Source organism: Stenotrophomonas sp. Ste96 (assembly GCF_024519495.1).
GTDB classification, from domain to species: Bacteria; Pseudomonadota; Gammaproteobacteria; order Xanthomonadales; family Xanthomonadaceae; genus Stenotrophomonas; species Stenotrophomonas bentonitica_A.
The window spans coordinates 1,400,106-1,418,160 of sequence record NZ_JALJRX010000001.1; the positions used below are offsets into that span (position 1 = coordinate 1,400,106).

At 67.2% G+C, this 18,055-nt stretch carries 17 protein-coding genes; 11 read left to right on the forward strand and 6 right to left on the reverse strand.

Going from position 1 to position 18,055, the window contains the following annotated elements:
* Positions 1 to 21: 21 nt before the first annotated feature.
* The 4 genes from OC373_RS06330 to OC373_RS06345 all read right to left on the reverse strand — a co-directional run bounded on the left by OC373_RS06330 (position 22) and on the right by OC373_RS06345 (position 2,962).
* Positions 22 to 1,131: an S-(hydroxymethyl)glutathione dehydrogenase/class III alcohol dehydrogenase gene (locus tag OC373_RS06330; RefSeq protein ID WP_019183748.1), complete on the reverse strand. Its 1,110-nt coding sequence runs from the start codon at positions 1,129 to 1,131 to the stop codon at positions 22 to 24.
* A gap of 55 nt (positions 1,132 to 1,186) precedes the next feature.
* A complete protein-coding gene (locus OC373_RS06335; protein WP_019183747.1) occupies positions 1,187 to 1,462 on the reverse strand; it encodes a metal/formaldehyde-sensitive transcriptional repressor in 276 nt (91 codons plus the stop codon).
* A 95-nt stretch (positions 1,463 to 1,557) separates the two neighbouring features.
* The gene (locus tag OC373_RS06340; RefSeq protein WP_261997285.1) at positions 1,558 to 1,974 is read right to left on the reverse strand and encodes a hypothetical protein; all 417 of its coding nucleotides are present in this window, start codon (positions 1,972 to 1,974) and stop codon (positions 1,558 to 1,560) included.
* Positions 1,975 to 2,077: 103 nt separating this feature from the next.
* Positions 2,078 to 2,962, reverse strand: coding sequence for a LysR family transcriptional regulator (locus OC373_RS06345; protein ID WP_019183745.1), 885 nt, complete (start codon positions 2,960 to 2,962; stop codon positions 2,078 to 2,080).
* Between the two features lie 106 nt (positions 2,963 to 3,068).
* On the opposite strand from OC373_RS06345, the gene OC373_RS06350 reads away from it, so the two are divergent.
* The gene (locus tag OC373_RS06350; RefSeq protein ID WP_019183744.1) at positions 3,069 to 4,127 is read left to right on the forward strand and encodes an NAD(P)-dependent alcohol dehydrogenase; all 1,059 of its coding nucleotides are present in this window, start codon (positions 3,069 to 3,071) and stop codon (positions 4,125 to 4,127) included.
* 63 nt (positions 4,128 to 4,190) lie between these two features.
* Here the strand turns inward: OC373_RS06350 and OC373_RS06355 are convergent, their stop codons facing one another.
* Positions 4,191 to 5,555: a glutamate--cysteine ligase gene (locus OC373_RS06355; RefSeq protein WP_046273486.1), complete on the reverse strand. Its 1,365-nt coding sequence runs from the start codon at positions 5,553 to 5,555 to the stop codon at positions 4,191 to 4,193.
* Between the two features lie 207 nt (positions 5,556 to 5,762).
* Between OC373_RS06355 and OC373_RS06360 the strand changes: the two genes are divergently transcribed.
* The 3 genes from OC373_RS06360 (at position 5,763) to OC373_RS06370 (ending at position 8,371) form a co-directional block, all read left to right on the forward strand.
* Positions 5,763 to 6,461: a VIT family protein gene (locus tag OC373_RS06360; protein ID WP_261997286.1), complete on the forward strand. Its 699-nt coding sequence runs from the start codon at positions 5,763 to 5,765 to the stop codon at positions 6,459 to 6,461.
* A gap of 3 nt (positions 6,462 to 6,464) precedes the next feature.
* Complete coding sequence (locus OC373_RS06365) at positions 6,465 to 7,298, forward strand: helix-turn-helix transcriptional regulator (protein ID WP_019183741.1); 834 nt, start codon at positions 6,465 to 6,467, stop codon at positions 7,296 to 7,298.
* A gap of 95 nt (positions 7,299 to 7,393) precedes the next feature.
* Positions 7,394 to 8,371, forward strand: coding sequence for an MBL fold metallo-hydrolase (locus tag OC373_RS06370; protein ID WP_261997287.1), 978 nt, complete (start codon positions 7,394 to 7,396; stop codon positions 8,369 to 8,371).
* A gap of 153 nt (positions 8,372 to 8,524) precedes the next feature.
* Here the strand turns inward: OC373_RS06370 and yihA are convergent, their stop codons facing one another.
* Positions 8,525 to 9,148 carry a ribosome biogenesis GTP-binding protein YihA/YsxC gene (yihA, locus tag OC373_RS06375; protein WP_019183739.1) on the reverse strand — a complete coding sequence of 208 codons (624 nt, stop codon included), beginning with the start codon at positions 9,146 to 9,148 and terminating at the stop codon, positions 8,525 to 8,527.
* Positions 9,149 to 9,303: 155 nt separating this feature from the next.
* On the opposite strand from yihA, the gene OC373_RS06380 reads away from it, so the two are divergent.
* From OC373_RS06380 to betA, 7 genes are all read left to right on the forward strand, one after another.
* A complete protein-coding gene (locus tag OC373_RS06380; RefSeq protein WP_261997288.1) occupies positions 9,304 to 10,101 on the forward strand; it encodes a c-type cytochrome in 798 nt (265 codons plus the stop codon).
* A 129-nt stretch (positions 10,102 to 10,230) separates the two neighbouring features.
* Positions 10,231 to 10,875, forward strand: a complete 645-nt coding sequence (locus OC373_RS06385; RefSeq protein ID WP_019183737.1) for a thiol:disulfide interchange protein DsbA/DsbL — start codon at positions 10,231 to 10,233, stop codon at positions 10,873 to 10,875.
* A 122-nt stretch (positions 10,876 to 10,997) separates the two neighbouring features.
* Complete coding sequence (locus OC373_RS06390; protein ID WP_070425927.1) at positions 10,998 to 11,825, forward strand: thiol:disulfide interchange protein DsbA/DsbL; 828 nt, start codon at positions 10,998 to 11,000, stop codon at positions 11,823 to 11,825.
* 50 nt (positions 11,826 to 11,875) lie between these two features.
* Positions 11,876 to 12,613, forward strand: coding sequence for an endonuclease/exonuclease/phosphatase family protein (locus OC373_RS06395; RefSeq protein ID WP_172838073.1), 738 nt, complete (start codon positions 11,876 to 11,878; stop codon positions 12,611 to 12,613).
* Between the two features lie 122 nt (positions 12,614 to 12,735).
* Entirely contained in the window at positions 12,736 to 14,715 is a 1,980-nt protein-coding gene (betT, locus tag OC373_RS06400) for a choline BCCT transporter BetT (RefSeq protein ID WP_019183734.1), read from the forward strand.
* Between the two features lie 34 nt (positions 14,716 to 14,749).
* Positions 14,750 to 16,222 (forward strand): betaine-aldehyde dehydrogenase, encoded by a 1,473-nt coding sequence (gene betB / locus OC373_RS06405; protein WP_261997289.1) that lies wholly within the window; start codon positions 14,750 to 14,752, stop codon positions 16,220 to 16,222.
* A gap of 25 nt (positions 16,223 to 16,247) precedes the next feature.
* Positions 16,248 to 17,918 (forward strand): choline dehydrogenase, encoded by a 1,671-nt coding sequence (gene betA, locus OC373_RS06410; protein WP_019183732.1) that lies wholly within the window; start codon positions 16,248 to 16,250, stop codon positions 17,916 to 17,918.
* The last annotated feature ends 137 nt before the right edge of the window (positions 17,919 to 18,055 follow it).

The following is an 18,055-nucleotide window of genomic DNA, read 5'->3' on the forward strand; positions in this document are numbered from 1 at the left end:
TCGCGCGCCGCCCGTGGTAGCTCAGAAATGCACGACCGAGCGGATCGACTTGCCTTCGTGCATCAGGTCGAACGCATCGTTGATCTCGTCCAGGCCCATCGTGTGGGTCACGAACGGCGCCAGTTCGATATCGCCCTTCATGGCGTCTTCGACCATGCCCGGCAGCTGGCTGCGGCCCTTGACGCCACCGAAGGCGGTGCCCTTCCACGAGCGGCCGGTGACCAGCTGGAACGGACGGGTCGAGATTTCCTGGCCCGAGCCGGCCACACCGATCACCACCGACTGGCCCCAGCCACGGTGCGCGCATTCCAGCGCCGCGCGCATCACGTTGACGTTGCCGATGCATTCAAAGGTATGGTCCACGCCCCACGTGGTCATCTCCACGATGACCTGCTGGATCGGCTTGTCATGGTCCTTCGGGTTGATGCAATCGGTCGCGCCGAACTGCTTGGCCAGTTCGAACTTGGAGGGGTTGGTATCGATCGCGAAGATGCGGCCGGCCTTGGCCTGGCGCGCGCCCTGGATCACCGCCAGGCCGATGCCGCCCAGCCCGAACACCGCCACCGAATCGCCTTCCTGCACCTTGGCGGTGTTGTGCACCGCGCCGATGCCGGTGGTCACGCCGCAGCCGAGCAGGCAGACGTGTTCCGGGTTGGCTTCCGGATTGATCTTGGCCAGCGAGACTTCGGCCACCACGGTGTACTCACTGAAAGTGGAGCAGCCCATGTAGTGGTAGATCGGCTCGCCGTTGTAGCTGAAGCGGGTAGTGCCATCGGGCATCACGCCCTTGCCCTGGGTGGCGCGCACGGCCACGCACAGGTTGGTCTTTCCGCTCTGGCAGAACAAGCACTCACCACACTCGGCGGTGTACAGCGGGATCACGTGGTCGCCCGGCTTGACGCTGGTGACGCCCTCGCCCACTTCGACCACGATGCCCGCGCCTTCATGGCCGAGCACCGCCGGGAACAGACCTTCCGGATCATCGCCCGACAGCGTGAACGCATCGGTGTGGCAGACACCGGTGTGGGTGATCTTGACCAGCACTTCGCCCTTCTGCGGCGGCGCGACATCGATCTCGACGATCTTCAACGGTTCGCCAGCGGCGAAGGCAACGGCGGCACGGGATTTCATGGGAAGCACTCCAAGGCAGGGAACAAAGATGGGCAGTACGCGGGCACCCGCGCACTCATTTCAGATAGGAACGGATCAGCATGCTCATCTCGCGCACGCGCTCATCGCGCTGCGCATCGGATTGGGCCGGTTGCCCGAACTCTTCGCGCAGATGCGCCTCCATCACTTCGGACATCAGCCCGTTGACGGCACCACGGATCGCGGCGATCTGCTGCAGCACCGGCCCGCACTCGGCCCCGGCTTCCAGCGCGCGGTCGAGTGCATCGCACTGGCCGCGGATCCGACGGACCCGGGCGAGAACGCGCTTTTTTTCCTGCGGTGAATGGGGCATGGAGGCAAGGCCGGTTAACTATACTGGGGGTGAGTATACAGCATCCACGGAATTCCCTTCGCGGTGGGTTCCGCAGCAGGGCTGATCAGGGCTTATCAGGGCTGATGACCCGAGGGTCGGCGGCGGCGTGCCAGATAGATGCGACCAGCAACCAACACCGCAAACACCACTACCGCCGTCCTAACGAGCGGATCAGGCGAGATGCTCGGCTGGGGCCAGAACGCGAGCCAGCCCGCGAGCACTGCGAAACTGACCAACGCCAGCAGCGCGAGCGCCCTTGCTAAACGCGGGAAGAATGGCAGGGCCAGCAACGGCGCCGCGACAAGCAGCAGCCCTGCCCCGCCACACGCCAGTGCTGCGCGACCCTGCGTAACATTTCCCGTCGTTGCGATCGTCAGGATCAGCACCGCGTACAGCGCAAGGACGGCACCGCCGACCATCGCCAGAATGTTCACAAATCGTCGGTTACGCATCCATTTCACCGTTGATGAGGACAGGCCGTGGGTCTGCACTACTCGACGCCAGATACGTCCCAGCAGATGCGAGGTGCATGCGCAGAATGCAGGATCTGCGTTTGAAGAACGAGCATCCAGGGCAGATGCCGCCCGCGCCCCGCTACCCCCGCAGCAGATCAATGAACGCCCGCAGCGCAGACGACATCTGCCGCTGCCGTGGGTAATACACCGCAAAGCCGGCGAACGGCTCGCTCCAGTCCTCCAGCACGGCAACCAGCCGGCCGTCGTCGAGATACGGGCGTGCGGAATCTTCCAGCACGTAGGCCAGCCCCAACCCGTCCACCACCGCCTGCAGGATCGTGTTCTGATCACCCAACGTGAGGCGCCCGGGCACGTCGATCTCCAGTGCCTGGCCATCGCGTTCGAACTGCCACTTATAGAGATGGCCACTGGCGAAGCGGAACCGCACACACTCGTGCCGATGCAGATCACGGGGGTGCTGCGGTATCTCCCGCCCCGCCAGATAGGAGGGCGCACCCACGATCAGGCCGCGCAGCGCCGGCCCCAGTGGCACGGCCACCATGTCTTCCGGCACCGATTCGTGCAGGCGCACGCCAGCGTCGTAACCGCCGGCGACGATATCCACCAGGCCATCGTCCTGGGCCAACTCCAAACGCACATCCGGGTGCGCAAGCAGGAACTTCGCCAGGCGTGGGCCGAGCTGGGTCTGGACGGCGGCGCGGGTGGCGTTGATGCGCAGCAGGCCGGCCGGTGCCGCGCGGAAGTGGTTCATCTCTTCCAATGCGTCATGCACCTGCCCCAGCGCGGGCTGCAGGCGCTCGAGCAGGCGCTGGCCGGCTTCGGTGAGGGCGACGCTGCGGGTCGTGCGATGGAACAGACCCACGCCCAGGCGTTCTTCCAGCGCGCGGATCGCGTAGCTGACCGCCGAGGTGGACAGCGCCAGCTCCGCCCCGGCCTTGCGGAAGCTGCGGTGGCGGGCCACGGCGGCGAAGGCGGCGAGGTGGGTCAGGTTGTCAGTGGCCATGATTATCCCGTTTCACTTGATGAATCATGCCGATATCCTGACTTTTTGTGCACGGGATCGGGGCGTATTGTAAAGCGCCTTTCTACAAACCTGCCAAGGATTCCCCATGTCCCTCGCCCATGGTTATGCGGTGCACGACCAGACCGCGCCGCTGGTGCCGTTCTCCTTCGAACGTCGCCCGGCCGGTCCCGATGACGTCCGCATCGAGATTCTCTTCAGCGGCATCTGCCACTCCGACCTGCACCAGGCCCGCGACGATTGGGGTGGTTCCAAGTTCCCGATGGTGCCCGGCCACGAGATCATCGGCCGCGTGACCGAGGTCGGCGCCAACGTCACCCGCTTCAAGGTGGGTGACTTCGCCGGCGTCGGCTGCATGGTCGATTCCTGCCGCCACTGCGCCGCCTGCGACGAAGATCTGGAGCAGTACTGCGAGAAGGGCGCCACCTTCACCTACAACAGCACCGAGCGCGAGAGCGGCCAGCCGACCTTCGGCGGTTACTCGGACCACATCGTGGTCGAGCAGCGCTTCGTGGTGAAGGTGTCCGAGACGCTCGACCTCAAGGCCGCCGCACCGCTGCTGTGCGCAGGCATCACCACCTACTCCCCGCTGCGCCACTGGAAGGTCGGCCCCGGCCAGAAGGTCGGCGTCATCGGCCTGGGCGGCCTGGGCCACATGGGCGTGAAGTTCGCCAAGGCGATGGGCGCCACCGTGGTGATGATCACCACCACCCCGGAAAAGGGTGCCGATGCCAAGCGCCTGGGCGCCGATGAAGTACTGGTCTCGCGTGATCCGGCGCAGATGAAGGCCCACGCCGGCAGCTTCGATTTCCTGCTCAACACCATCCCGGTCAGCCACGACACCAACCCGTACATGGGCCTGCTCAAGCGCGATGCGACGATGTGCCTGGTCGGCGTGTTGACCGAGCTGGATCCGCCGCTGATGGGCGCTGCGATGATGTTCGGCCGCAAGCACATCACCGGCTCGGCGATCGGCGGCATGGCCGAAACGCAGGAGATGATGGACTTCTGTGCCGAGCACAACATCGTCAGCGATGTGGAAGTGATCGACATCAAGACCGTCAACGAGGCCTGGGAGCGCATGGCGAAGAACGACGTTCGCTACCGCTTCGTGATCGACATGGGCACGCTGGAAAAGGCCGCCTGATCTTTACGCACAGGCATGAAAAAACCCCGGCAATGCCGGGGTTTTTTGTTGATCGATGCGAACTCAGTACGCAAATTCCTTGAACACCGGATCGATGTTGCCGCCCCACTCGCCGTGGAAGAGCGCCAGCTTGCGGTCGGCCGGAGTCAACCCGGAATCGACGATCTCCTGCAGCACTTCCAGGAACTTGCTTTCGTCCTGGCCATCGGCGTTGCGCGCAGCGCGGCGCTTGAGGCCGGCCACGGCGATCTTCAGGGCCTCGCGCGACAGGTCCAGCACGGTGCCGTTGCGGAACGGCAGCTTCAGCCCATGGCGCGGCACGCCATCACGCAGGACGTTGCGTTCGACCAGGCTGAAATCACGCACCAGATCCCAGGCGGCATCCAGCGCGGCGTCGTCGTACAGCAGGCCCACCCAGAACGCGGGCAGCGCGCACAGGCGGCTCCACGGGCCGGCATCGGCGCCGCGCATTTCCAGGTACTTCTTCAACCGCACCTCGGGGAAGGCGGTGGTCATGTGGTCGGACCAGTCGCGCAGCGTGGGCAGCTGGCCCGGCAGCACCGGCAGCTTGCCGACCATGAAATCGCGGAAGCTCTGGCCGCTGGCATCGTGGTACCTGCCATCGCGGTAGGAGAAGTACATCGGCACATCAAGCAGATAATCCACGTAACGCTCGTAACCGAAGCCGTCTTCGAAGACGAAGTCGAGCATGCCGGTGCGATCGTTGTCGGTGTCGGTCCAGATGTGCGAGCGGTAGCTCTGGTAGCCGTTCGGCGCGCCTTCGGTGAACGGCGAATCGGCGAACAGCGCGGTGGCGATCGGCTGCAGCGCCAGCGACACCCGGAACTTCTTCACCATGTCCGCTTCGGTGGCGTAGTCCAGGTTGACCTGCACCGTGCAGGTGCGGGTCATCATGTCCAGGCCGAGCGTGCCCACCTTGGGCATGTACTCGCGCATGATCTTGTAGCGCCCCTTGGGCATCCACGGCATCTCATCGCGCGTCCACTTCGGCTGGAAGCCCATGCCGAGGAAGCCCAGCTGCAGTTCGCCGGCCACCTGCGCCACCTCGTTGAGGTGGGTGCCGGTTTCCACGCAGGTCTGGTGGATGGTTTCCAGCGCCGCGCCGGAGAGCTCCAGCTGGCCCGCCGGTTCCAGCGTCACCGAGGCGTTGTCGCGCAGCAGTGCGATGGTGCGTCCGTCTTCCTGCACCGGGTCCCAGCCGAAGCGGGTCAGGCCGTTGAGCAGCGCTTCGATGCCGCGGTCGCCGTCGAAGGTGGGCGGGCGCAGATCGTCCAGGCGGAAGCCGAACTTCTCGTGCTCGGTGCCGATGCGCCACTGCGCCTGGGGCTTTTCGCCGGAGGCCAACGTGGCGACCAGTTCATTACGGTCGGTGATCGGCGTCTCGGCGACGTGGCTGGGGCTCGACAAGGGGAGGCTCGCAGAATTCTGGTCAGGGCGGGGATGTGGGGTTCGCGCCCCCGCATCGCAAGGGCGCACTATATCGTGGCGTCCCCTGCCGTCGTGTCACCGTGACGGTTTTCAGCATCCTACTGGCATGGGCTTGACGCTGCGTCGCCCCCGCCGCGGCTGCGAGTCATTCCGCCGCGGGCCGTCGCGACCCCCTAAACTGATCCAATGAGTCGATCCCGACATCCGGAAGTCCATCGCTCCGACCGCGTCGGCTGGCTGCGTGCCGCCGTGCTTGGCGCCAATGACGGCATCGTCTCGGTGGCCGGGCTGGTGGTCGGCATCGCGGCCAGTGGTACCACGGCGTCGACCATCCTGGCCACCGGCATCGCCGGGACCGTGGCCGGTGCGATGTCGATGGCGGCTGGCGAGTATGTTTCGGTGCAGTCGCAGGCCGATACCGAGCTGGCCGACCTGGCGGTGGAAAAGCGCGAGCTGCACGAAGACCCGCACAGCGAGCTGGAAGAGCTGGCGGCCATCTACCGGCAGCGTGGGCTGAGCCCCGCGCTGGCGCACGAGGTAGCCACCCAGCTGACGGCGCACGACGCGCTGGGCGCCCACGCCCGCGATGAGCTGGGCATCACCGAAGAGCTGCGCGCGCGCCCGATGCAGGCAGCGATGGCCTCGGCCGGCGCCTTCGTCAGCGGCGCGGCGTTGCCGGTGCTGACCGCCCTGCTCGCCCCGCATGCCTACGTCGGCCAGGCAACCACCATGGTGACGCTGCTGGGGCTGTGCCTGACCGGCACGCTGGCCGCGCACGCCGGCGGTGCCCCGCGCCTGCGCGGTGCGTTGCGCGTGACGTTCTGGGGCGCCATTGCGATGGCTGCGGCGGCGCTGGTCGGACACCTGTTCAACGTGGCAGGCTGAGCCATGTCCATCCCGATCGACACCACCGCTTCGCTGCTGGCGAGACTGGCCAGCCTGGCCGACTGCCAGCGCGCCGATGGCTACGCCTGCATCACCGCACGCCGCGAGCATGGCGCCTCCTCGGTGGACATCCCGCAGCCACAGTTCGCCATCCTCCTGCAGGGACGCAAGCAGGTTCGCACCGCGCAGCAATCCCTGGAATTCGCCCCGGGCGATCTGTTCCTGATCACCCGTCGCTGCCGCATCGATGTGGTCAACATTCCCGATCCGCACAGCGGCCTGTACCTCAGCGCGATCGTGCCGCTGTGCGCCGAAGCGCTCACGGCCGCCCGGGCGCTGTGGAACGAGCCCCTGCCCGACGCCGGCGACGCGCTGGCACGGCTGCCGCTGGCCGAGCATGGCGCGACGCTGCTGCAATGGCGGCAGGCGCTGGAGCAGGGCCACTACACCGAAGCGCGGTTGGCGCTGGCCGGGCTGGCCGTGGCGTTCTGCCGGCGCGGACATGGCAGCCTGCTGATTCCACCCGAGCCCAGCGTGGCTGATCGCATCCGCGATCTGATCGCGGCCCAGCCCGAGCGCGACTGGCAGTCACGCGATTTCGAAGCGCAGCTCGGGCTCAGCGGTGCGACCCTGCGGCGGCGCTTGGCCAGCGAGCAGTCCAGCGTGCGCGAGCTGATCACCGATGCGCGGCTGGCGCATGCCATGAGCCTGCTCTACACCACCCGGTTGCCGCTGAAAACGGTGGCCGCGCGCGTGGGCTACCGCTCGCTGGGCAGCTTCAACAAGCGCTTCGCCGAACGTTACGGGTTGGAACCGGCGGCGATCGGCAACAGCTGAGGCGAGCGGATCGCGCGGCATTCTGAGCGGAACGCAGCAGGCGGCACGCGCAGCATGGAGACACCGCGGTACTGCCGCTCCGTTCGGATCCTGACATGTCGTTTCCCCGCATTCGCACGCTCGCCACGGCGCTGCTGCTGGCCGTTGCCGCCAGCCCGGCACTGGCCACCACCACGCACACCCCGCGCGGGCAGGTGCCCGGCGTCTACCACCAGCAGATCGGCACGTTGCAGGTCACTGCCCTGTTCGACGGCACGGTCGCACTGGGCCGACAGGAACTCGTCGGGATCGCTCCCGGCGCGGTCACCCGCCTGCTCGATCACCGCTACGTGCCCGAGGATGGCAAAGGCCTGCAGACCGCGGTCAACGCCTACCTGGTGCAGCAGGGCGATCATCTGACGTTGGTCGATACCGGCACCGCGCAGTGCTTCGGCCCCGGGCTGGGCCAGGTGCTGGGCAACCTGCGCAAGGCCGGCTATGACCCGGCCGAGGTGGATGATGTCGTGCTGACCCACGCCCACCCCGACCACCTGTGTGGCCTGCTGGATGGGCAGGACACGCTGGCCTACCCGAATGCCACGGTGTGGCTGTCCGCCGCCGATGCGGCGTTCTGGCTGGATCCGGCCAGTGAAGCCACCGCGCCGCAGGGCGTCCGGTTTGCCTTCGCATTGGCACGCAAGGCGGTGGCACCGTATGAAGCGAGCGGGAAATTGAAGCGCTTTGCCCCTGGCGACACGTTGCCGACCGGGATCACCGCATTGGACAGCCACGGCCACACGGTCGGGCATGTGTCTTACCGGATCGATGGTGGCGCCGGCCAGCAGCTGCTGGTGTGGGGCGACATCGTGCATTTCCATGCCGTGCAGTTCGCCCAGCCGCAGGCCTCCTATGAAGCCGACAGCGACCGCACGGCTGCGATCGCCAGTCGGCGCCGGATGATGGCGCAGGCTGCGGATCAGGGCTGGTGGGTGGCCGGCGCGCACCTGCCGTTCCCAGGGCTGGGCCATGTCCGGCGTGAAGGAGAGGCGTTCGCCTGGGTGCCGGGCGAATTCGCGCCGTTACCGGCGAAATGAGGGGACACGACCGCGCCGTGCACGAGGCGTCAGGCGCACTCGGGTAGTGCCGGCCGCTGGCCGGCTCCCGATACATCTGATGGAAAGAGCAGCCGGCCAGCGGCCGGCACTACCCGGCGCCGCGCGGCCCGTTGGACCGCGGCAACGCCCGGATCAGGCCGCTTCGGGCGCCGGCTTGTTCAGGCCCAGCCAGCCGCCGATGATCCCGCGGGCTTCATCCACGCCCTGACGGGCGGGGCCGGAGAAGGTCTGCACGCTGACGGTGTCGCCGAACGAGGAATGCAGTTCCTTGCGCACCTTCTGCAGGGCGATGCCCTGCTGGCCACGGCCAAGCTTGTCGGCCTTGGTCAGCAGCGCGTGCGCGGGCAGGCCGCGCTGCACCGCATACGCCAGCATCTGGCGATCGTAGTCCTTCAGCGGGTGACGGATGTCCATCACCACCACCAGGCCACGCAGGGCCTCGCGGGTACGGAAGTACTGGTCGATGAAGGCCTGCCAGTGCGCCTGCAGGTCCAGCGGGACCTTGGCGTAGCCGTAACCGGGCAGATCGACCAGCTTGGCCTCCGGGGTGACCTCGAAGAACACCAGCTGCTGGGTGCGGCCGGGGGTCTTGGAGACCCGGGCCAGGCTGTTCTGGCGGGTGAGGGCGTTGAGGGCACTGGATTTGCCGGCGTTGGAGCGACCGGCAAAGGCGACTTCCGCGCCCACGTCTTCCGGCAATTGCCGAGTGTTGTGGGCCGAAAGCAGGTATTGGGCGCGTTCGAGGAGCAATGACATGGGCATAGGATCGCATGTCCGGGGCTCCTCCGCGCTGTCTGCCCCCGGTTTTGCTGCACCCTGCGTTGACCGTGGCGTGAAACGGCGTTGATAATCGGGCGATCCCCGTGGTTGCGGTCCCGCAACCGCCAGGCCGGTCCACACGGAGCTTCCGCATGCGCCATGCTCGCGTTCTTGCCGTTTCCGCACTTGCTGTCTCGCTGCTCGCCGCCGTTGCCGTTGCCCAGACCTCGATCACCCCGTTGCCGGACAACGGGCCGATCAGGACCGCCTCGCTGGAGGTCGATTTCAGCAAAACCACCTGGGGCGATCCCAAGGCCGGGCAGGCCAAGGCCGCGGCCTGCGCAGCCTGCCACTCGGCCGATGGCAACTCCACGGTGGAGATGTACCCGAGCATCGCCGGCCAGAGCGAGCGCTACAGCGCCCAGCAGATGGCCCTGATCGCCAATGGCCAGCGCACCTCCGGCGCCTCGGCGGCAATGGTGCCGTTCGTGCAGGACCTCACCCCGCAGGACATGCGCGACATCGGCGCCTATTTCGCCACGCAGAAGGCCACGGCCGGCATCGCCGACGATGGCGCGGTCACCGAAGGCCCGTATGCCGGCAGGAAGTTCTATGAGATCGGCCAGCAGCTGTATCGCGGCGGCGATGCCGAGCGTGGCATCCCGGCCTGCATGGCCTGCCATGGCCCCACCGGCGCCGGCAACCCGGGCCCGGCCTACCCGCATATCAGTGGCCAGCACGCGGCCTATGTCGCGCGTCGCCTGCAGGAGTACCAGGCCGGGACCACCCAGGAGACCGACAAGGCCCACTTCCAGATCATGGCCACGATCGCCAAGTCGTTGACCGAGCAGGAAATCCAGGCCTTGGCCAGTTACCTGCAGGGCCTGCACAACCGCGCCGATGACGTGGCCGCGGCAACGCCGGTCGCGGGGGGCGCGCAGGCACCCTGACCACCGCCCACACCGCAGCGCATCCCCTTGGTCGGATGACAGATGCGGCCGCCTTGGCTGGCGGGGTATGTTCACTGCCACGCCGGCGACTGGGCCGGCGTCGTTTTTTCTGTATGGAGATGGATGTAGATGACGTTGATGCCCCGCCTGATGCTGTTGCTGCTGGCCCTGAGCCCGTTGAGCACCCTCGCTGCCCCCCCGGCCCCGCTGGTGGAGGGCAAGGATTACGACCGCATCGCCGACGCCGGACCGTTCGCGCCGCTGGCCGGCAAGATCGAAGTCGTGGAGATGTTCGGCTACACCTGCCCGCACTGCGCGCATTTCGAGCCGCAGTTGGAAGCCTGGGCCGCCAAGCTGCCCAAGGACGTCCGTTTCACCCCGGTGCCGGCCGCCTTCGGCGGTGTGTGGGATTCGTTTGCCCGCGCCTACTACGCTGCCGATCAGCTGGGCGTGGCCAAGCGCAGCCACCGCGCGATGTTCGATGCCCTGCATGAGAAGGGCTCGCTGCCGATGCAGAACGTCTCGCCGGACGAACTGGCCGCGTTCTACCAAGGCTTCGGCGTGGCGCCGCCGCAGTACATCGCCGCGCTCAGGAGCGATGCGGTGGATGCCAAGGTCAAGGCCGCCCGCGCCTTCGCCCTGCGCACCAAGGTGCCGGGTACGCCGACGCTGATCGTCAACGGCGTGTACCTGGTCAAAGGCGACTCGTTCGAGTCCATGCTGCGCAATGCAGATGCCCTGATCGCCCGCGCGCGCAGCGGCAAGGCGCTCTGACAGCGCTCGCTGAACCATCACGCACCGTGCACGCGGGACGCTCGTTTCCGCGTGTCATCATGCTTCCCTGGCCGACGCTCCCAGCGTCGGCCCCAACATGCTCATCCGCTGGAGATGCTTCGATGAAGACCCGTTTCGCCATTACGCTCATGGCCCTGCTGCCGATCCTGGCCGCCTGCAAGGCCCAGGACGGTACCGCCAACACCACCGCCCCGGCCGAACCGGCCGCCCCGAGCAGCACCCCGGCTACCGAAACGGCCACGCCGACCGAGCAGGCCCCGGCCGCCAGCGGTGAAACCGCCGCCGCCGAGACCGCCGCTGCCGAAGCCACCACCCCGGCGCCCGCCCCCGCCTCCTCGCGCCCGACCGGCCCGGAACCGGTCGCCGGCACCGACTACGTGGTGATCGAAAACGGCCAGCCGTTCCAGCCGGCCACCGGCAAGATCGAAGTCGCCGAGATCTTCGGTTACGTGTGCCCGGCCTGCGCCGCGTTCCAGCCGCTGATCGGACCGTGGAAGGCCGGCCTGCCGAGCGACGTCAGCTTCGTCTACGTGCCGGCCATGTTCGGTGGTACCTGGGATGACTACGGCCGTGCGTTCTATGCCGCGCAGGCCATGGGCCTGCAGGAAAAGACCCACGAAGCCATGTACGCGGCGATCCACGCCGAGCAGAGCCTGAAGGGCGAGCGCGGCCGTGATTCGGTCGAAGACATCGCCAACTTCTACGGCAAGCACGGCGCCGACCCGAAGCAGTTCGCCGCGATGATGGGCAGCTTCGCCATCAACGCCAAGACCAACTCGGCCAAGCAGTTCGCCCAGCGCAGCAAGATCAGCGGCACCCCGTCGGTGATCGTCAATGGCAAGTACCTGGTCAAGGGCAAGGGCTTCCCGGACATGCTGCGCATCGCCGATCACCTGATCGCGCGCGAACGCGCGGCCAAGGCCAACTGATCCTGCGATAGCCAACCGTCGTGACCTCCCCCCACACGCGGACCCTGCGCCTGCTGACGGCCAACATCCAGGCCGGTTCGAGCACCCGCCGTTACAGTGATTACGTGACCCGCAGCTGGTCGCACGCACTGCCGGCCGGGCGCAAGCGAACCAGCCTGGATGCCATCGCGCAGATGGCCCGCGAACACGACATCGTCGGCCTGCAGGAGGCCGACCCCGGCAGTCTGCGCTCGGGCTTCACCAACCAGACCCACTATCTGGCCGAGCGTGCCGGCTTCAATTACTGGAGCCACCAGCCCAACCGCCGCATGGGCGGGGTGGCCTCCAGCGCCAACGGCCTGCTCAGCAAGCTGGAGCCGGTCGAGGTGCAGGACCACGCCCTGCCCGGCCGGATCGGTGGGCGCGGCGTGTTGCTGGCCAAGTTCGGTGAAGGCAGCCAGGGCCTGGCGGTGGCGGTGGCGCATCTGTCCCTGGGGACCAATTCGCGAATGTCGCAATTGGCCTTCATTGCCGATCTGCTGTCCGACCACCCCAACGCCGTGCTGATGGGCGATTTCAACTGCCTGGCCGAGCGACCGGAAATGCAGGTGCTGTACCAGAAGACGACGCTGCAGCCGCCGGGCTGCGTGGTGCCGACCTTCCCCAGCTGGCGCCCGGACCGGGCGATCGACCACATCCTGCTCAGCGACGGCCTGCAGCAACGCAGTGCCGAAGCCGTGCCGGCCGCGTTCTCCGATCACCTCGCGCTGGCGATGTCGATCGATGTACCGAGCAGCGCGCTGCGCTGACCCCCTGGTCACCCGCCGCCCTTGCGCGGCGGGCATCGTGAGCGTGTAAACAGGCTGTCCACAGCGCCTGTGCGATAAATCCCGCCGTCTGCCGCTCCGGCACCGGGAGTATCCCCCACCCCATGAGTACCGTGGAGCCGCCTCTGTCCGAGGTGCGCACGCTTCGACCCGTGTTCCTGCTTGCCGCCACGATCGTGGCGGCATTCGCCATTCTGGTCACCGTGTTTCCCATCGATGCCGGCGTGATGCTGCTCGATGCCCAGACCTGGGCCTCGCGCAATGTCGGCTGGTATTACCTGCTGGCGATGACCGTGTACCTGGTGTTCGTGGTCGGCGTGGCGTTGTCCGGCTATGGCAGCGTCAAGCTGGGCGCGGACCATGACGAACCGGAGTTCAGCTATCTGTCCTGGGCCGGCATGCTGTTCGCCGCCGGCATCAGCATCACCCTGTTCTTCTTCTGCGTCTCCGAGCCGCTGACCCATTACCTGTTGCCGCCGCAGGGCGGCACCGGCAGTGGCGAGGCCAGCGCGCGCCAGGCGATGCAGCTGCTGTTCCTGCACTGGGGCCTGCATGGCTGGGGCGTGTTCGCGCTGGCGGCGATGGCGCTGGCCTACTTCGCCTACCGCCACAACCTGCCGCTGGCACTGCGCTCGGCGCTGTATCCGCTGATCGGCAAGCGCATCAACGGGCCGATCGGCTACACCGTGGATGCGCTGGGGATCGTGGCCACCGTATTCGGCCTCGGCGCGGACATGGGCTTTGGCGTGCTGCATCTCAACGCGGGCTTGAACACCCTGTTCCCGGTGCCGCATGCGGCCTGGGTGCAGGTCGGGCTGATCGTGCTGATGATGGGCGCGGCCATCACCGTGGCCGTCTCCGGGGTGGAGAAAGGCGTGCGCTGGATGTCCAACATCAACATGCTGCTGGCGATCTCGCTGCTGCTGTTCATGCTGTTCGCCGGACCCACCCAGTACCTGCTCAACGCCTTCATCCAGAACATGGGCGACTACCTGGGCAACGTGGTCGGCAAGAGTTTCGATGTCTACGCCTACGGCGGGCGCCCGGACTGGCTGGGCAACTGGACGGTGTTCTACTGGGCCTGGTGGATCGGCTGGGCGCCGTTCGTGGGCCTGTTCATCGCGCGCATCTCGCGCGGGCGCACCATCCGTGAGTTCGTGCTGGGCGTGCTGCTGATCCCGCTGGGGTTCACCCTGGCCTGGCTGTCGATCTTCGGCAACAGCGCGCTGGACCAGATCCTGCACCATGACCAGGTGCACCTGGCGCAGATGGCGGTGGAGAACCCACCGACCGTGCTGTACGCGCTGCTGGAAAGCTACCCGTGGAGCCGCGCCGTCATCGCCGTCACGGTGATCGTCAGCTTCATCTTCTTCGTCACCTCGGCCGATTCCGGCACGGTGGTGCTGTCCACGCTGTCCTCGCAGGGCGGCAATCCCGAAGACGACGGCCCGCGCTGGCTGCGCGTGTTCTGGGGCGTGATGACCGGTCTGGTCACCGCCGGGCTGCTGCTGGCCGGCAGCATGGACGCGCTCAAATCCGCCGTGGTGCTGGCTTCGCTGCCGTTCTCGGTGGTGCTGCTGCTGATGCTGTGGGGGCTGACCCGTGCGCTGGGCGAGGAGTCGCAGCGCAAGAAGGCCTCGCAGTACTCCCCGATCCCGTTGATCGGGCAATCGCGGCATCAGCGCGGCTGGCGCCAGCGCATCACCCAGGCGGTGCATTTCCCGGTACGCGACGAGGTGTACCGGTTCATGGATACCGATGTGAAGCCGGCGATCGAAGCGGTTGCCGCGCAGCTGCTCGAACAGGGCCTGGACGTGCAGACGAAGTTCGAGCCGGGCCACATGGAACTGCTGGTGGACCATGGCGAACAGCAGGTGTTCACCTACCAGGTGATCATGCGCGGCTACCTCACGCCTTCGTTCGCCGCGCAGCGCTTCCGCAACCAGCGTTACTACCGCGCCGAAGTGCACCTCTATGAAGGTGGACAGGACTACGAGCTGTTCGGCTACAGCCGCCAGCAGATCATCAACGACATCATCGATCAGTACGAGCGTCACCTGCAGTTCCTGCATCTCACGCGTTGACGCACTGATCTCCCGCTGCAAAGGAGTCATCGACATGCCTACCCTCCCCGACCAGCTGCTGTACATCGGCGGCCGCTACGTTCCCTCCCAGGGCGGAAAGACCTTCGAGGTCATCAACCCGGCCAATGGCGAGCTGCTCGCCAACGTCCACAGCGCCAACAGCGACGATCTCGACGCTGCCGTGGAGAGCGCCCAGGCCGGCCAGAAAGTGTGGGCCGCGCTGACCACGGTGGAGCGCTCACGCGTCCTGCTGCGTGCGGTGGCGCTGCTGCGCGAGCGCAACGATGCGCTGGCCGAGCTGGAATCGCGCAACACCGGCAAGGCCCTGAGCGAGACGCTCAGCGTGGACGTGGTCACCGGCGCGGACGTGCTGGAGTACTACGCCGGCGTCATGCACGGGCTGGAAGGCAGCCAGGTGCCGCTGCGCGAGAGCAGCTTCTTCTACACCCGCCAGGAGCCGCTGGGCGTGGTCGGTGCGATCGGCGCCTGGAACTACCCGATCCAGATCGCGCTGTGGAAGGCCGCCCCCGCGTTGGCCGCGGGCAATGCGATGATCTTCAAGCCCAGCGAAGTCACCCCGCTGACCGCGCTGAAGCTGGCGGAAATCTTCACCGAGGCCGGCCTGCCCGATGGCGTGTTCAACGTGTTGCCGGGCGATGGCGCCGGCGTCGGCTCGGCGCTGACCGAGCATCCCCTGATCGAGAAGATCTCCTTCACCGGCGGCACCGCCACCGGCCGCAAGGTGATGGCCAGCGCCTCCAGCTCCACGCTCAAGGACGTCACCATGGAGCTGGGGGGCAAGTCGCCACTGATCATCTGCGCCGACGCCGATCTGGACCTGGCCGCCGACGTGGCGATGATGGCCAACTTCTACAGCTCCGGCCAGGTGTGCACCAACGGCACCCGCGTGTTCGTGCCGCGCAGCACCCTGGCCGCGTTCGAAGCCAAGCTGTTGGAACGGGTCAAGCGCATCCGCATCGGCGACCCACTGGCCAAGGACACCAACTTCGGCCCGCTGGTCAGCGCCGCGCACATGCAGCGCGTGCTTGAGCACATCGCCAGCGGCAAGGCCGAGGGTGCACGGCTGGTCTGCGGCGGCGAACGGCTGACCGACGGCGCGCTGGGCAAGGGCTGCTATGTGGCACCGACGATCTTCAGCGATTGCCGCGATGACATGCGCATCGTGCGCGAAGAGATTTTCGGACCGGTGATGAGCCTGTTGGCGTACGACGACGAAGACGAGGCCGTGCGCCGCGCCAACGACACCGATTACGGTTTGGCCGCCGGTGTGGTGACGCCGGATCTGGCCCGTGCGCATCGGGTGATCCATCAGCTCGAGGCCGGCATCTGCTGGGTCAACAGCTGGGGCGAATCGCCTGCACAGATGCCGGTGGGCGGCTACAAGCAGTCCGGTGTCGGCCGCGAAAACGGGCTGGCCACGCTGCGTGCCTACACCCGCACCAAATCCATCCAGATCGAACTGGACCGCTACGCGTCGGTGTTCTGAACCGGCCTTACCAGGAGACACCGCGATGAAGCGCGAGTACGACTACATCATCATCGGCGCCGGGTCGGCCGGCAACACGCTGGCCGCGCGCCTGACCGAAGACGCCGGCGTCAGCGTGCTGCTGCTGGAAGCCGGTGGGCCGGATTACCGGATGGATTTCCGCACCCAGATGCCGGCCGCACTGGCTTATCCGCTGCAGGGCCGGCGCTACAACTGGGCGTATGAAACCGAGCCGGAACCCTACATGGACAACCGGCGCATGGAGTGCGGCCGCGGCAAGGGCCTGGGCGGTTCCTCGCTGATCAACGGCATGTGCTACATCCGCGGCAACGCGATGGACTTCGACCAGTGGGCCAGCTTCGACGGCCTGGAAGACTGGAGCTACCACGACGTGCTGCCCTACTTCCGCAAGGCGGAAACGCGCGACATCGGCGCCAACGATTATCACGGCGGCGACGGCCCGGTCAGCGTGGCCACGCCGAAGAACGGCAACAACGTGCTGTTCCACGCGATGGTCGAGGCCGGGGTGCAGGCGGGCTACCCGCGCACCGACGACCTCAACGGCTACCAGCAGGAAGGCTTCGGCCCGATGGACCGCACGGTGACCCCGCGCGGGCGCCGCTCCAGTACTGCGCGCGGTTACCTGGACATGGCCAAGGACCGCGAGGGGCTGGAGATCGTGGTGCACGCCACCACCGACCGCATCCTGTTCGCCGGCAAGCGCGCGGTCGGTGTGCGCTACCTGGCCGGCAACAGCGCCGAGCCGATCGACGCCACCGCCCGCCGCGAGGTGCTGCTGTGCGCCGGTGCGATCGCCTCGCCGCAGATCCTGCAGCGCTCCGGCGTGGGCGCGCCGGCGTTGCTGGCCGCCCTCGGCGTACCGCTGGTGCACGACCTGCCCGGCGTCGGCGAGAACCTGCAGGATCACCTCGAGGTGTACATGCAGTACGCCTGCAAGAAGCCGGTCTCGCTGTACCCGGCTTTGCAGTGGTGGAACCAGCCGGCGATCGGCGCGGAGTGGTTGTTCGCCGGCACCGGGATCGGTGCCAGCAACCAGTTCGAAGCCGGCGGCTTCATCCGTACCCGGGAGGAGTTCGACTGGCCGAACATCCAGTACCACTTCCTGCCGGTGGCGATCAATTACAACGGCACCAACGCGGTCAAGGAGCACGGCTTCCAGGCGCACGTCGGTTCGATGCGCACGCCCAGCCGCGGCCGCGTGCATGCGAAGTCGCTGGACCCGCGCGAGCACCCTTCCATCCTGTTCAACTACCAGTCCACCGACCAGGACTGGCAGGAGTTCCGCGACGCGATCCGCATCACCCGCGAGATCATCGCCCAGCCCGCGCTGGACGAATACCGTGGCCGCGAGATCAGCCCGAGCGCCGCGTGCCAGACCGATGCGGAACTTGACGCGTTCGTGCGCGCGCATGCCGAAACCGCCTACCACCCCTCCTGTTCGTGCGCGATGGGCACCGATGCGATGAGCGTGGTCGATGGCCAGGGCCGCGTACATGGCATGGAAAGCCTGCGCGTGGTGGATGCTTCGATCATGCCGCGCATCATCACCGGCAACCTCAACGCCACCACGATCATGATCGCCGAGAAGATCGCCGACCGGATCCGCGGGCGTGCCCCGCTGCCGCGCAGCACCGCGGCGTATTATGTCGCCGGGGATGCACCGGCACGGCGCTGAGGGCGCGGCGATCCATGGGTAGCGCCGACCGTTGGTCGGCGCGCGATTCCCGGCAATGCCGGCTCCTCGCATCCTGGTAGTGCCGGCCGCTGGCCGGCTCCTCACGATCCAACGGTAACCGCGGAGCCGGCCAGCGG